The following is a 14,657-nucleotide window of genomic DNA, read 5'->3' as shown; positions in this document are numbered from 1 at the left end:
CGTGCGACCCACGGCGGGAACCTCTCCAGAGATTTAACTTGTTCTCCTCAATTGTAGGACGAACGGCTTTCATCCCGACACTGATTGGCTCTTGAGTCAACACAATTCACCAATACAGTGCGGGGCTTCCCGCCGATTAAGCTAAACCTTGGCCACCACCACCTGCTGGGGCTGATCCTGATACTTGCCGGCGCGGTCGGCGTAGGTCACCTGGCAGGGATCCCCCTCCAGAAACAGAAGCTGTACCACCCCTTCGTTGGCGTACACACGGCAGTCGGCGCTGGAGGCATTGGAAAACTCCAGGGTGAGATAGCCCCGCCACCCTGCTTCAGCCGGCGTCAGGTTGGCAATTAGGCCCACCCTAGCATAGGAAGATTTGCCAATGCAGATCACGGTGATGTTATCCGGGACTTGCAGCCGCTCCAAAGACACGCCCAACCCGTAGGAATGGGCCGGGATGATAAAGTAATCCCCCATCTCGTCGTGGTGCAGCTCCACCGCTTCCAGGTTCTTGGGGTTAAACCGCTTGGGATCCACCACCGTACCGGGCACATGGCGAAAGATCTTGAACTCCACCGGCGACAGGCGGATGTCGTAGCCATAAGAGGACAGGCCATAACTCAAAACAGGTCGAGACTCAACGGCCCTCACCAGCTCAGGACAGAACGGCTCGATCATCCCTTGCCGCGCTTGCTCGCAGATCCAGCGGTCGTTTTTCAGCATGGCTGCAGCAGGCTCCCTGGAAAGCTAGGGGACTTGAGGAGGATCGGGAGGACAAGCAACGTTCGCATCAGCGGCACGGATCCCTGCACGTAGGCGCAATTGCGTGATCAAGTCGGCCCGCTCCAGAAGGGAGTCCGGCATCTCCGGCCCGGTGATCACCATGTCCATCCAGGCCGGACGCTGATCGATCAAATCCAGCACCTGCGCCTCCGGGATCAGGCCCAACTTCACGGCCAAGCTCAGCTCATCCAACACCACCAAGTCGTAGCGGCCACTCCTGACGGCCTCCTGAGTAAATTGCCACAGCTCATCCAGAGCCACCCGCTCCTCGGGCTCCAGATGAGGCGTATCGATGCAGCGGTGCAGACGACAACGAACCCACTCTAAGGATCGCCCCAGGGAGAGGCGATTTTCCGGCCCCTGGTTGATCCCGCCCTTGAGAAATTGCACGATCAACACCCGCGTCCCCTGGCCGGCCAGCCGCAGCGCCTGAGCCATGACGGGTGTAAACATGCCCCGGCTGGGGTGGGTGTAGAGCTGCAGGGATCCCTGGGGGATCAACTGGGTGGAGAAGGCTCCATCCCTCTGCAGGAAACGGTCGTGAGCGGCAGGCTGCTTGACCCGGGCCGCAGGAACAGCATCCTTGGGGGAGGGCATAGGATTCGGAGAGGCAGTGCAAACCACGGCTTGATCTCGTAAGGGAATTAAGGAAGCGGGCTCCAGATTCACAGGGCCTACAAGTGGTGGAGAGCGTTGGCTATGGATTCCATGAAACACCACCTGTGCGTATCCGTCAACGAGTTGGTTTTGCTTCTGGCCGGCATACAAATCCTCTCAAATAGAGTGACAGAAAACACAATCCTTGCCCATCTTAGCTTTTTGGCACAAGAGGCAGGAGCCCAAAAGAAAAGCTTTTGAACAAAATCTTAATTAACGTTCAAGTCCAAACAAAAATCTGAGTGTAGAGGTATTTTACTTAAGCACAAAAGTATCTTATAAAAATGCAAGCAAGGAATCAATGTTTTCCGAATGAGATGAGCTCTTGCAAACAGGAATACCGATATCGGCGGCCTGGCCACCAGATGGCGGCGAAGCTCTGCTCATCTCAAAAGCCTTGCCCAGCGGGGGATCTATTCGGCTAGGAGCCGGAGAGCCCCCCATGTTGTCTCGACTTCACTTTGGAAAAAGTGTGACTGCAAGTCCAAAAACTTAAACTTAATTTCTGACTTCGAAAGCGACGAAATGCAAATCCATTAATTGCCTTCATCAAAAACAACTTATCAACGATATTTTTTGAGAAGGGACGCAAAGAATTATGTAACCTCTATATCCTGGAACTATTTTTCGCCAAGTTATCTCTTCAATTATTTTTCTGGTCGATCTCAAGGCTAATTTTTTGTTCTCAGTTTAATCTCTATTCCTATCACGAGAAATAAGCATTGGCCATTTAGTTTGGATCCCACGTAAGGCTAACCTATACAAGCTCTAGAGCCTTGGGTTCTGAGATTGGCGGGATCCCGTTGTGCAACTGGAGCCAAGTCTTTTCTCTGGCGTGAATAGCCCGAACGACCGTGGAGATGGGCACCGCTGTTTTCGGTAACAAGAACCCTTACCCTCTATGTCAGAAAGTATGTCAACGACTTGAACTGGGGAAAAACCCTAGGCCGTTGTGAACTCGGGGTGTGCGTTGTTCTGGGTGTCGGTGTTGCAAATTGACGGTTTCTCCCCCCAGCACCAAGGTGGAAGCATTGCCCCCATCCAAGTTCAGGGCATGGCGACAGCCCAATTGCTGCATCAACTGCGCCATCTCCAGCAGGGTGAGCCCTTGGTTTTCCTGGGCATTGCCGGCGGTCACCCACAGCAAATGTCCGTTGTCCAGTTGACCGACGGCACTGCGGGCAGCCCGTTGGCGGCGGAAAAGGGGTTGAAATCCCTCTAATTGGGCATCCAGAACCACTTGGCCGTCCAAGAGCAAGAGCGGCCCTGCCCCTAGCATGTGGGGGTAGGCAGCCAGCTCTGGCGGATCCACAGTCCAGCTCAACTTGAGGCGATCCCCCGCGATCAGTTTGCCGGCTTCCAGGGCACCTTCCAGACCCCGCGCTGCCAATACGTAGCCGTTGGGCGGGATCGGCACCGTCAAACTACCGGCCAGGCCTGCCGGCAGAATGTCTTGCACCTGATCCTGCCGCACCATCAGGAGCATTTCACCATCCGTTTGGGTGGTGTAGGTGGATCCCCAATCAGGGGTGTACTGGGCAACTCCGGGCAGGATGTAGCCACTGTTGATGCCCACCACCGGGATCCGATCCCCAAGGTCGTTGCGCAGCTCTGCCTGCATCTGCAAACGGGCAAAGCGCACGGATTGCCCTGTCGTCCCATCCGACCAAGCGATGACCCCACGGCCTAAGATGGGGCTGGAGATCCAGCGGCCATCCCGACGAATGGCTCCCAGCGGCTGGCGGGTGTTGCGATTGAAAAAACCGCCGTTGATGGCCGCCACGGCTCCCTGTTCAGGGCCAAAGGAAGACAGCTCCCCCAGACCCACCAAACTGGCAGGATTGGCCCAGATGGGGCGCAGTTGGCCCGCTGTAAGGGAAATGACCACGATGGCAACCGGGATCCGATCGTCCCCAATCCAGACTTCCTCTTGGTACAAAGGGATCCCTTGCACCACCCGCACAGGCTGCCGGTCGAGGAGCGTCTGGGCAGGGGCAACCGGGCTGTTGAGCAGGAGGAGAGTCGCTCCCACAGCGGCCAAGGTTTTAGGCAAAGCAACCCTCTTCACCAGCCCCTCTCGTTGCTGCTCTAGCCTCTTGGAGCTAAGTCGCTTCAAACAAGATTAAGACACTTTGCCACTCACCTGAGCGCTCCAGGCTGCTATAGGCGACCACCCCCGGCCCCTCTCCCAGAGGCACCCAAGCGCTTCGCGCCGCTCACGCGACCACCCCCGGCCCCTCTCCCTGAGCGTCCCTCACCCCCAACCCCTCTTTCTGAGGCCCTCACCCCCAACCCCTCTCCCTCAGGGAGAGGGGAGTTAGGGTGGTGCGTTCGCGACAGCGTTGCGTAGCAATAACAACGTAGAGAAACGTTTTTTTGCTATTTGATTTTGCTATTTGATCAATGACTACTCCTCCAGCCGACGACACTTGTGGTAGCCCCTATCCGCCGGCGGCAAAGGTGGCCATCAAAATTAAAGAGAGCAAAATGCCCGGAAAGAGCAGCAGCACCAAGGTTAAAAACTCAGAAAGGCTCATGACAGCACAAAGAACAACAACCGAGGGCACCAGTCCCCAACCTAGCGATTCCGGCAGCCCTTCCCATCCTCCCTTTGGGATCCCTTAACAGTTGCCGTCGATGGCCGACCCCTGAGGCTTTTCCCCTTCTGCCGGCGATATCCTGGCAAAGGGAAAGTCTTCTTCAAGCGCTCCGATGGGCATCCAAGGCAGGCGTATTGCCGTCGAACCTGGGGATCTGCGTCCTTGGCTGCAAGAGGCCGTTTTGGCAGGGGGTGGTGAGCTGGTGCCGTTGGCCGAAGCGGAGGCGCTGGTGTGGGCAGATGCCTTTGACGTGCCCAAGCTCAAGCAGTGTCTTGCCGAAGGAAAGGGGATCCGCTGGGTGCAGTTGCCCTGGGCAGGGGTGGAACCTTTTGCCCAGGCAGGGGTTTTGGATCCCGCCTATGTGTGGACCTGCGGTAAGGGGGTGTACGCTCAGGCGGTGGCCGAACATGCCCTGGCCCTCACCTTGGCCGGCCTGCGGGATCTGAAAAGCCGTGCTTTGGCTCAGACTTGGCAGGCGGGATCCGGCACCAGCCTCTGGGGCAGCCGCGTGGTCATCTTTGGGGCGGGGGGCATTGCCCAGGCGCTGATCCAGTTGTTACAGCCCTTCCGCTGTTCCATTGACGTGGTGCGGCGCAGGGCGGATCCCTTGCCAGGAGCCAGCCGGGTGGTGACGCTGGCAGAGCGGCAGGCGGTGCTAGCAGGGGCGGATGTGGTGATCCTGGCCTTGGCCCTCACCCCGGAAACAGAGGGGATCATCGCCCGGCGGGAGCTGGAGCAGATGGGATCCCAGTGTTGGCTGGTGAATGTGGCAAGAGGCAAACACATCGTGACCCCCGACTTGGTGGCCGCTCTGCAACAGGGGGTGATTCGCGGGGCCGCCTTGGATGTCACGGATCCTGAGCCCTTGCCGGCTGGGCATCCCCTCTGGAGCTTGCCCAATTGCCTCATTACCCCCCACACAGCCATTACCGACGCCATGATTGTTCCTGCCCTCTCCGAGCGGGTGCGGGAAAATGTGCGCCGCTTTCGGCTGGGGGATCCCTTGCTGGGAGTGGTGGATCCGGTTTTGGGCTATTGAGCCCTCACCCCTTGGGAGAGGGGAGCTAGGACTCGCGGGGGGCCATCTCTTGCACGCGAGCGGCAATGGCCTCGGCCATCTCTTGCGTGCCGACGGGCTCCCCTTGCGCCAGGTCATAGGTGACGTATTTGCCTTCGGCAATGACCGACTGCACTGCCGCTTCTACCCTCGCGGCGGCTTCCCGCTCGCCCAGATAGCGCAACATCATGGCCCCGGAGAGGATAAGGGCAGAGGGGTTGACCTTGTTTTGGCCGGCATACTTGGGCGCCGAGCCGTGGATGGCCTCAAAAACCGCAATGCCATCCCCGATGTTGGCCCCTGGCGCCACCCCCAGCCCGCCGATCATGCCGGCGCACAGATCCGAGATGATGTCCCCGTAGAGGTTGGTGAGCACCAGCACATCGTAGAGCTGCGGCTTCTGCATCAGTTGCATGCACATGTTGTCCACGATGCGATCTTCAAACTCGATGTCGGGGTACTCCTGGGCCACCTCCCGCGCCACCTGTAAAAACAGGCCGTCGGTGAACTTCATGATGTTGGCTTTGTGGACGGCAGTTACCTTTTTGCGGCCGTTTTGGCGGGCGTATTCGAAGGCAAACTTGACAATGCGGCGGCTGCCGAAGTCTGAGATGGGCTTGATGCCGATGGCGGATCCCTCGCGGATGGGTTTGCCGGAAAGGCGCATCATGGCTTCCCGCGCTTGGATGGCTGCCGGTGTGCCCTGCTCAAACTCGATCCCGGCGTAGAGATCTTCGGTGTTTTCCCGCACCACCACCAGGTCAATGTCTTGAAAGGGGCTTTTGATCCCCGGGATGGACTTGGCCGGGCGCAGGTTGGCGTAGAGATCCAGCTCTTTGCGGATGGCCACATTCACCGAGCGAAAGCCGGTGCCTACGGGAGTGCCGATGGGCCCTTTGATGGCCAGCTTGGTCTCTCGGATCGACTCCAATACGTGGGGCGGTAAGGGGGTGCCGTATTTCTCGATCACCTCCACCCCTGCCTCTACCGGGATCCATTCCAACCCAACCCCGGTAGCCTCCAAAACCGTGGTCATCGCCTTGGTCACTTCCGGGCCGATGCCATCCCCAGGAATCAAAGTCACACGATAGGCCACCGATGCTTCTCCTCGCAGCGTGAAAACTCCGTCTTGCCGGCGGATCCCCCCATAGATAGGTCAGATAACCGGGGATCCCCTAGGCTTCAATGACTATAGAACAGGTTGAGAGCGAAAATGCTGCATCCGCTACCTTGTCAATGGGCGGGGCCGGAGACGAAATTAGGGAGTCGGGGGCAAGGGAATCCGCAGCTCCACGACCGTGCCACTGCCGAAGCGGCGGTTACGCCAGGCAATGGCGGCCCCGATCAACTCGGCTCGGTAGTGCATGTTGAGCAGCCCATGTCCATGGCCAGGCATGGGATCCGCCCCACCCTTGGACTCCGGCATACCGCAGCCATCGTCGATGATCTTCAGCTCCAAGTGGGTGCAGAGAGCCTGAGTATCCTGCCGGGGCTGAATGATGAGATCGATGCGCCGTGCCCCTGCATGTTTGACGATGTTGTTGAGGGCCTCCTGCACGATGCGGAAAATGTTGCTCTGGCAGGCGGGGCTGAGGCGGGAGAGCAGGCCATCGGCTTGGTTGTCGAAACGGGTGAGGAGGGGATGCGGGGATCGCTGGGCGGCCCGTTCCAGGAGGCTGCGCAGGGCCGGGCCCAGGTTAAAGGCCCGCATGGCCGTCGGCTGTAAATCTTCCACGATCCCCCGCAACTCGGCCATGGTTTCCCTCAGTTGGGCGCTCATGGCCTGCAACTGGGTCTGGACAGCGGGGCCAACGGCTGGATCCCCAGAGAGCTCCTGAATCTGGCGAGATAAAGCTCCCAGATCCGCCAAGGTTTGGTCGTGGAGATCGGCGGCCAAGCGACGACTTTCCGCCTCTCGCCCCTCGGTTAGACCCCGCAAAGCTGCTGCTGTCGCCTCCTGACGGCGAACTTGCTCGTAGAAGGAGGCCCGCTGCAAGGCCACTGCCGTAATGTCCGCCAGCGCGTTCACCAAGTCCGCGTCTCCGGGAGCAAGTCCGACGGCATCGGCGGTTTTGCCGGGCTCAACCGACGGCATGAACGCACAGAGCACCCCGGCCACCTGGCGAGCATCGGTGACTATCGGCACAGCCAGCAGGGAGCGGATGCCGTTCTGGAGCAGACTTTGGCGTGTGTGGGCAGGCAGCGGGAAGGTGTGGACATCGGCAATCAGCAATGTGTCTAGCTGGCGGTAGCAATTGGCCCAGATGAGCTGGCCCAGCTCAGGGGGCAGAGTCTGTCCCACCTGGGAAGGGATCCCCGGCTGACGACGATACTCCTGGTGAATGGCCAGGGGCTCTGGGGGAGAAGCAGATGAAGGCTGCGGAGTTGCAGGGGGCGCGATAAAATCGCAGCGATCCACCTGCAAAGCCTCTGCCATACCCTCGAGGGCAATCTGCACCACCTGCTGGGGATCATAGGTGCCGCTGAGGCGCTGGGCGAGCTGGCGCAACAGGCTTTCCCGCTGAGCCGAGATGCGGGTCTGCTCGTACAGTTGCGCCTGCTTGAGGGCGATCCCTGCCTGCTCGGCCACGGCTTCCGCCAACTCCAGATCCTCCGGCTGCCAAGGAGAAGGGATCCGGGAGCCGCGCAGCAGGGCAATCCCCCCCAACAGCTCCTGCTGCCGCTGCGGATGGTCATACAAAGGTACCCACAACAGCCCACTTCCCTGCCGCTGCGGCTGCAAGTCATCCGGCACCACCACCGGCTCCTTCAAGGTGGCCAACAGACCGGCTGCCCAGCGCAACCTGGCCTGAAGAATTGTCTCCGAGAGTTCTGGGGATCCCATCAGCAGGGCATCCAACGAGGACTCCGTGCCGCTCACGAGAACGGACGGATTAAGCTGCGGCGCATAGAGGCCCACGGGGCACAGCAGCTCCTGCTCCGGCTGCCAAAGGGCCAAGATACACACATCCGCCTGAAAAGCCGCCCCGATCTGCTGGGTGATCGCGTGGAAGAGGGTGGTGGGATCCAGGCTGGAGCGAATCGCCGCTGTGATCGAGTGCAACAGCGCCAGCCGTTCCGTCTGCTGATGGGCATGCTCGAACAAGCTGGAACGGGTCAGGGCAATCGCCAGTTGATAGGCCACCGAGCGCAACAGGTCGATCTCCTCCGGCTGCCAAGGATGGGGTGTAGTGATGTATACCCCCAGTAACCCGATCATCCCCCCCTGCACACCGGGCCGTCCTCTATAGGGATCCCTCCCGCCGATCTCCGCTCCCACCGACTGCACCGGGATCAGCACCGCCGAGCGAGCTTGTAGCGCCTGGAAGGCAGCCAGCCCCGCCGGCGGCAGGAGATCTCCATCCGGCGGCAGAGGCAGGGCGATTTGCACCACCTGCCCCGCCCGCAAGCGCTCGCAAAGCGAGCCAAAGTCTTGGATCCGGTACACCTCTCGTAGGCAAGGGGCTAGTCCAGGGCTCAGGGCTTCGTGGGTGACCTGAACCGTCTGCTGGTCCGGGTTGAGACTGTAAAAACAGCAGCGGCTCAGCCCCTGCACGCCTTTCGGGAGAAAGGCCTGTTGTAGCTCCCTCAGGGCAGTGCTGACGATTTGATCCCACTGCAAAAAGCGGTGAACAGTGCTGGTGATGCGGTTGAGCAACGCCTCCCGCACCGCCTGCCGACGGCTGCGCTCCAGCAGTTTGGCATTGATGATGGCGCTGGCCGTATAGGAGCAGAGGAACTTTACCACCTCCACAAAGCTGGCCTGCAGAGGGATCCGGCTCAGCAGGGCCAAAGCGCCCAGCCGCTCCTCCCCGCGGTTAATGGGGTGGGCGACAAAGCCCCGCAGGCCATTAGCCCTCACCCACTCCGGGGCAGGCATCCAGGCTTCTTGATCCGGGTTGTTGCTCAAGAGGGGCAACCCTTGCTGGGCCACACGCCCCATAGGGCTGTCATCGGGGTAGATCCGCTCAATTTGATCGTGGGCAGGGCTGACCAGGCCGGCATGGGCCACCGACTGAAAGCAGCCCTCCTGCGGGTCGAAAAACCAAAGGCGGGCGGAGGCCACGCCCAAGCGGCTCACCATCTGCTGCACCAGGGTCTGGGCCAACCTGCGCAAGCCCTGCTCCAGCACCTCCGGCTCTGCCGCTTCTGAGGATCCCTGGGAAGAGAGAAGCACCAGTTCCTGGACGATTTGGTTGGCAGCTTGGAGCTGGATCAACAACGAGGAATCTGGATCGACACAAGCCTGCAAAGGCATAGCAGCAAGCAATCAAAAACTTGAGCAAACTCAAAACTTCAGTCAGGCAACCAACTTCTGCACCGCCTCCAGCCGCCCCAAAGCCCAGCCCCGCCGCTGCAGCAGCGCAAAAGAGGCCATCAAATCCGGCCCCTGCAGATCCCCTGTCAGGGCGGCCCGCAAGCTTTTCATCAGCAAGCCCTTTTTCATGCCCTGACTTTTGGTTACTTGCTCCACCAGCGGCTTCAGGCTGTCTGCGGCAACGGGCTGGGGCAACTCGGCAGCGGCCAACGTGGCCGCCGTGGCCGCCATGGCTTCCGCCACCCCCGGCAGGCGCAACTGTTCCAAAGCTGGCAAGGTATAGCTAAGGGGCTCTTGAAACAAAAAGCGGCTGAGGGGAGGGGCCTCGGTCAGGCGGTCGATGCCCTCGGCAACGAGGCGAGCCACATCCTCCAGCCAACCGGGATCCGGCACGGATCCCAGGTCAAACCCCGCCGCCTGCCAAAAGGGCGTCAGCCGCTCCACCAATTCTGCCGGCGAGAGCTGCTTGATGTACTGGCTGTTGATCCAGTTGAGCTTGTCCCAATCGAAGCGAGCAGCGGCCCGGTTGACCCGGTCGAAGTCAAACTGTGTAGCTGCCTTTTCCAACAAGAAAAGCTCTTCCCCATCTGGGGGCGACCAACTGAGCAAAGCCAAGTAGTTTTTGAGGGCCTCCGGCAAAAAGCCCATTTGCTGAAACTCGGTTACCGAGGTCGCCCCATCCCGCTTGGAGAGCTTCTTCCCTTCTGGGTTGAGGATGAGGGGGGAATGGGCAAATTGCGGCGGTTCATGCCCCAGAGCGCGGTAGAGCAAGATCTGTTTGGGTGTGTTGCCGATGTGGTCTTCGCCGCGGATGACGTGGGTAATGCCCATGTCGATGTCGTCCACCACCACCGCCAAGTTGTAGAGAGGATAGCCATCCGCCCGCGCGATCACCATATCCCCCCCCAAGTCCTGGGTGTTCCAGGTGATGGGGCCGCGGATGAGATCCACCCAGGACACCTCCAGGGGCTCCTCGATCTTGAAGCGGATCACCGGCTGCCGGCCCTCGGCTTCGTAGTCGCGGCGCTGTTCCTCGGTGAGAAAGCGGTGGCGGTTGTCGTAGCGAGGGGCTTTGCCGGCGGCCTTTTGGGCGGCGCGCATTGCTTCCAGCTCCGCCTCGCTGACGTAGCAGCGGTAGGCCAGCCCCCGTTCCAAAAGCTGCTGCACCACCGCTTGGTAGCGGGCGATGCGGTTGGATTGGTAGATGGGCCCTTCGTCCCAGTCCAGCCCCAGCCAGGCCAGCCCCGCCAAAATGTTGCGGGTGTAGCGGGGGGAAGAGCGCTCGCGGTCGGTGTCTTCAATGCGCAGGATGAACTGGCCGCCGTGGCGGCGGGCATACAGCCAGTTAAACACTGCCGTCCGGGCGGTGCCGATGTGCAAATTTCCAGTTGGACTGGGGGCAAGGCGAACGCGAACACTCACAGGCTTATGGATCCCAAGCAGAGCATCTTGATCCTAGTCGGCGGCGGGATCCCTTGTCATGTTGGGGGCTGCAAGTGGTTGCCAATTGAGGCATGTCGAGTAGAATCCGCCTTAGCTGCCGGTCAACAGGTAGGCTCCCCGGGGGTAAAAGTTGGTGGGCAACGCCCAAATCTCGCTTTTTTTCCGGTGTTGAGGAACAAGCTGTAGCGTAGGAGGAATCACGGCACATGCGTCTGGCCTTAGCCATTGTTCTGGGTTGTCTAGCTGCTGGGCTCCCGGTTGGATCCGCTTTTGCCCAAATCGCCTATCCTTCCTACCCAGTGGGGGATGCCCTGGATGAGATCCTGCTAGATAGGGGCAAAGATGTGGATCCAGTGATTTTCCCTGAAGAGGTGGTGCGCTCCCAGGCCCGGCGAACCACCGCCTTCTTCACCACTTTGCTCAACCAGCGCGCCAACATCCCACCCCTGCGCTCGCTGGATCTGCCCAGCCCCTACCAGGCCTCGGTTCGTACCCAGGCCGGCTACTATCGCGTCACCCAGACAGAGCCTGTTTTGGATTCTGAAATCTTGCGCTAGAGATATCCAGGGTTCGCTCCAGCAGCAGTTCGCTCTTGTGGCCGAAAAGTTGGGTCTGGAGCCCCGTTCTGCCCCTACGCGGAGGCAAGCCGGTGGGGCGGCTTTTGGCTTGCATAGCGGCGAGAGCACCGAAAAACCCAAACGGCTGTCTAGGGGCTGTTTGCGCAGTGTTGCCCGGCAACAGCGGCTCCGCCGGGACGGGGAATATGTCAAAATTCGGCAAGAACCCTCGAGTGGTCGCGATGATCCCACCGGATGGATCCCCTCTTTCTTCGGTTGCTGCCTGGCATAGCCTCCCCCTTGCCGCCGCCATCCAGAAGTTGCACACCGATCCCGATCGTGGCCTCACCGCTCAGCAAGTGATCCAGAGGCAGCGGGAATTCGGCCCCAACGAGCTGATCTCCACCTCTGGCCGCAGCGCCTGGCAGCTCTTTCTCGACCAATTCCGCAACGTTATGCTGCTGATGCTGATCGCCGTGGCGGCGATCTCAGCGACTCTGGACTTGCAGGAAGGCGAGTTCCCCAAAGATGCTCTGGCCATTCTGTTGATCGTCGGCCTCAATGGTCTGCTGGGCTACTTGCAAGAAAGCCGGGCGGAAAAAGCGCTGGCGGCCCTAAAAAAATTGGCCTCCCCCAGCGTGCGGGTGCAGCGGGACGGGCTGTGGCAGGAGATCCCTGCCAACCAGTTGGTGCCAGGGGATCGGGTGCTGCTGGAAGCGGGGGTGCAGATCCCAGCCGATGGGCGCTTGGCGGAAGCGGTGAACCTACAGGTGCGAGAGGCGGCCCTGACCGGAGAGGCGGTACCGGTCACCAAGCAGGCTGATTGTGTCCTCCCCGAAGACACAGAGCTGGGCGAGCGGCGCAACATGGCCTTCATGGGCACCGAGGTGCTGCAGGGGCGAGGGATCCTCTTGGTTACTGCCACCGGCATGAACACGGAGCTGGGCAAGGTGGCCAGGCTGCTGCAGACGGTAGAAAACGAGCCCACTCCCCTGCAGCGGCGCATGAGCCAGTTGGGCAATGTGCTGGTGTCGGGATCCCTGGCCTTGGTGGCGCTGGTGGTGATCGTGGGGCTGCTCCAGGCCGGGAGCATGGCGCCTTTCACCGCGCTGCTGGAAACTTCCCTCAGCATGGCCGTGGCGGTGGTGCCGGAGGGGCTGCCGGCTGTAATCACGGTTACCTTGGCCATCGGCACCCAGCGCATGGTGCGCCGCAACGCCTTGATCCGCCGCCTGCCGGCCGTAGAGACCCTGGGATCCGTCACCACCATCTGCTCCGACAAGACCGGCACCCTCACCGAAAACAAGATGGTGGTTACCGACATCCTCACCCCCGAGCGCCACTACCAGGTCAGCGGCAGCGGTTACATTCCCAAGGGATCCTTCTACTGCGGCGGCCAGCCCATTGATCCCCAGAGTGCCCCCGATTTGCAGGCCTTTCTCAGGGCGGTGGTCTTCTGCAACGATGCCCTGTTGCAAGCCAATCTCTCAGCCCAGCGCGGCGCTGCCCCCACCTGGTCGATCCTGGGGGATCCCACCGAGGCCGCCCTGCTGGTGGCTGCCGCCAAGGCCAACCTGCAGAAAGCCTCTTTGCAAGAGCAGCACCCGCGGGTGCAGGAGATCCCTTTTAGCTCGGAACGCAAGCGCATGAGCGTGGTGGTGCAAGAGGAGGGCAGCTACCGCGTCTACGTCAAGGGATCCGCCGAGCTGGTGCTGGAGCAGTGCACCTATATCCAGAAAAGCGGAACTTGGCAGATGCTCTCAGAAGCCGATCGCCAGGCCATTTTGGGCGCCAACAACCGCCTCGCCGGCCAGGGCATCCGGGTTTTGGGGGTGGCCACTCAGCAGTTGCAGCGGATCCCGGAGAACCTGGAGGAGATCGAGCGCAACCTGGTGTGGCTGGGCCTAGTGGGCATGTACGATCCCCCTCGGCCCGAAGCGCGGGAAGCGGTAGCCCGCTGCCAGCAGGCCGGGATCCGCACCCTGATGATTACCGGCGATCACCAACTCACCGCCATCGCTATTGCCCGCGAGCTGGGCATCCTCGACTCCGAGAACCAGGCCATTGATGGGCGCACCCTCACCCGGCTGAGCTTTGAGGAGCTGATGGAGACGGTGCAGAGGGTCAACGTCTACGCCCGCGTGGCTCCCGAACACAAGCTGCGCATCGTGCAGGCCCTGCAAAAGCAAAACCAGTTTGTGGCCATGACCGGCGATGGCGTCAACGACGCCCCTGCCCTGCGCCAAGCGGATATCGGCATTGCCATGGGCATCACCGGCACCGATGTCAGCAAAGAGGCCAGCGACATGGTGCTGCTGGACGACAACTTCGCCACCATCGTGGCGGCCATTGAAGAAGGGCGGGTGGTCTACAGCAACATCCGCCGCTTCGTGAAATACATCCTGGGCAGCAACATCGGCGAGGTGTTGACCGTGGCTGCTGCACCCCTTCTGGGCCTAGAGGACGTGCCGCTGACGCCCCTACAGATCCTGTGGATGAACTTGGTAACCGACGGCTTGCCTGCTCTGGCTTTGGCAATGGAGCCGGCGGAGCCGGGGGTGATGCAGCGTCCCCCCTTCAACCCCAAAGAAAGCATCTTTGCCCAAGGGCTCGGCGCCTACATGGTGCGCATTGGCGTCGTCTTTGGCTTGGCGACGATCCTCATGATGGGGATTGTGGAAGCCTACATCGTTCACTGGCGCACGATGGTCTTCACCACCCTGTGTATTGCCCAGATGGGCCATGCGCTGGCGGTTCGCTCCAACGACAAGCTGACCATCGAGCTCAACCCCTTTTCCAACCCCTACCTGCTGGGGGCGGTGCTGACCACTTTGCTGCTGCAGTTGGCCCTGCTCTATGTGCCCTTCCTGCGCGACTTTTTCGGGACAGAAGAACTGACCCTCACTGAGCTGCTCATTTGCGTCGGCTTTAGCACAGTAGTGATGGTCTGGGTAGATCTGGAAAAACTCTACTGCCGCTGGCGCCCCCGTTAAGGCTAGCTTCCATGGTTTCCTCCTTTGCCAAAAGCTTTTTCCCAGGGCAGGGTAGGGCAGCTTTTTTCCGCAACTTAACTGAGCGATTCTGCGGAAACCAGAAGATAAGCTGGAAGCAGCCGCCACCAGAAAAGAGCTGGGGATAGAGATAATGCTGCCGGGCTGGGCCAGCTTTATGCTTGGGGGGATTGTTTTGGTTCTCGGAGCGCTTCTAGGGCTTGGCTGGCTCCGGCGGCGGATCCCTCTCTT

At 60.6% G+C, this 14,657-nt stretch carries 9 protein-coding genes; 3 read left to right on the top strand and 6 right to left on the bottom strand.

Translation table 11 applies throughout. The features are described 5' to 3' along the window. Positions 1-141: 141 nt before the first annotated feature. The 3 genes from dcd to NW857_RS02270 all read right to left on the bottom strand — a co-directional run bounded on the left by dcd (position 142) and on the right by NW857_RS02270 (position 3,493). Positions 142-723 carry a dCTP deaminase gene (gene dcd, locus NW857_RS02280; RefSeq protein ID WP_414333857.1) on the bottom strand — a complete coding sequence of 194 codons (582 nt, stop codon included), beginning with the start codon at positions 721-723 and terminating at the stop codon, positions 142-144. Between the two features lie 24 nt (positions 724-747). Then, positions 748-1,380, bottom strand: coding sequence for a cob(I)yrinic acid a,c-diamide adenosyltransferase (locus NW857_RS02275; RefSeq protein WP_414333855.1), 633 nt, complete (start codon positions 1,378-1,380; stop codon positions 748-750). Positions 1,381-2,356: 976 nt separating this feature from the next. Continuing rightward, the gene (locus tag NW857_RS02270; RefSeq protein WP_414367843.1) at positions 2,357-3,493 is read right to left on the bottom strand and encodes a phosphodiester glycosidase family protein; all 1,137 of its coding nucleotides are present in this window, start codon (positions 3,491-3,493) and stop codon (positions 2,357-2,359) included. 659 nt (positions 3,494-4,152) lie between these two features. On the opposite strand from NW857_RS02270, the gene NW857_RS02265 reads away from it, so the two are divergent. Beyond that, entirely contained in the window at positions 4,153-5,079 is a 927-nt protein-coding gene (locus NW857_RS02265) for a D-isomer specific 2-hydroxyacid dehydrogenase family protein (RefSeq protein ID WP_414333430.1), read from the top strand. A 25-nt stretch (positions 5,080-5,104) separates the two neighbouring features. Here the strand turns inward: NW857_RS02265 and NW857_RS02260 are convergent, their stop codons facing one another. From NW857_RS02260 to gltX, 3 genes are all read right to left on the bottom strand, one after another. Continuing rightward, on the bottom strand, positions 5,105-6,193 hold the full coding sequence (locus NW857_RS02260) for an isocitrate/isopropylmalate dehydrogenase family protein (RefSeq protein WP_414333428.1): 1,089 nt from the start codon (positions 6,191-6,193) through the stop codon (positions 5,105-5,107). Between the two features lie 162 nt (positions 6,194-6,355). Next, complete coding sequence (locus NW857_RS02255; RefSeq protein ID WP_414367841.1) at positions 6,356-9,355, bottom strand: GAF domain-containing protein; 3,000 nt, start codon at positions 9,353-9,355, stop codon at positions 6,356-6,358. A gap of 42 nt (positions 9,356-9,397) precedes the next feature. Next, on the bottom strand, positions 9,398-10,837 hold the full coding sequence (gltX, locus tag NW857_RS02250) for a glutamate--tRNA ligase (protein WP_414333424.1): 1,440 nt from the start codon (positions 10,835-10,837) through the stop codon (positions 9,398-9,400). Between the two features lie 227 nt (positions 10,838-11,064). Between gltX and NW857_RS02245 the strand changes: the two genes are divergently transcribed. Both NW857_RS02245 and NW857_RS02240 read left to right on the top strand, forming a co-directional pair. Then, the gene (locus tag NW857_RS02245) at positions 11,065-11,415 is read left to right on the top strand and encodes a hypothetical protein (RefSeq protein WP_414336649.1); all 351 of its coding nucleotides are present in this window, start codon (positions 11,065-11,067) and stop codon (positions 11,413-11,415) included. 242 nt (positions 11,416-11,657) lie between these two features. Then, positions 11,658-14,408 (top strand): cation-translocating P-type ATPase, encoded by a 2,751-nt coding sequence (locus NW857_RS02240; protein ID WP_414367847.1) that lies wholly within the window; start codon positions 11,658-11,660, stop codon positions 14,406-14,408. Positions 14,409-14,657: the final 249 nt, after the last annotated feature.

Source organism: Synechococcus sp. H55.9 (assembly GCF_047462355.1).
Taxonomy (GTDB): domain Bacteria; phylum Cyanobacteriota; class Cyanobacteriia; order Thermostichales; family Thermostichaceae; genus Thermostichus.
The sequence above is the reverse complement of the archived record's forward strand: the minus strand, read 5'-3'. Positions and strand labels throughout refer to the sequence as shown.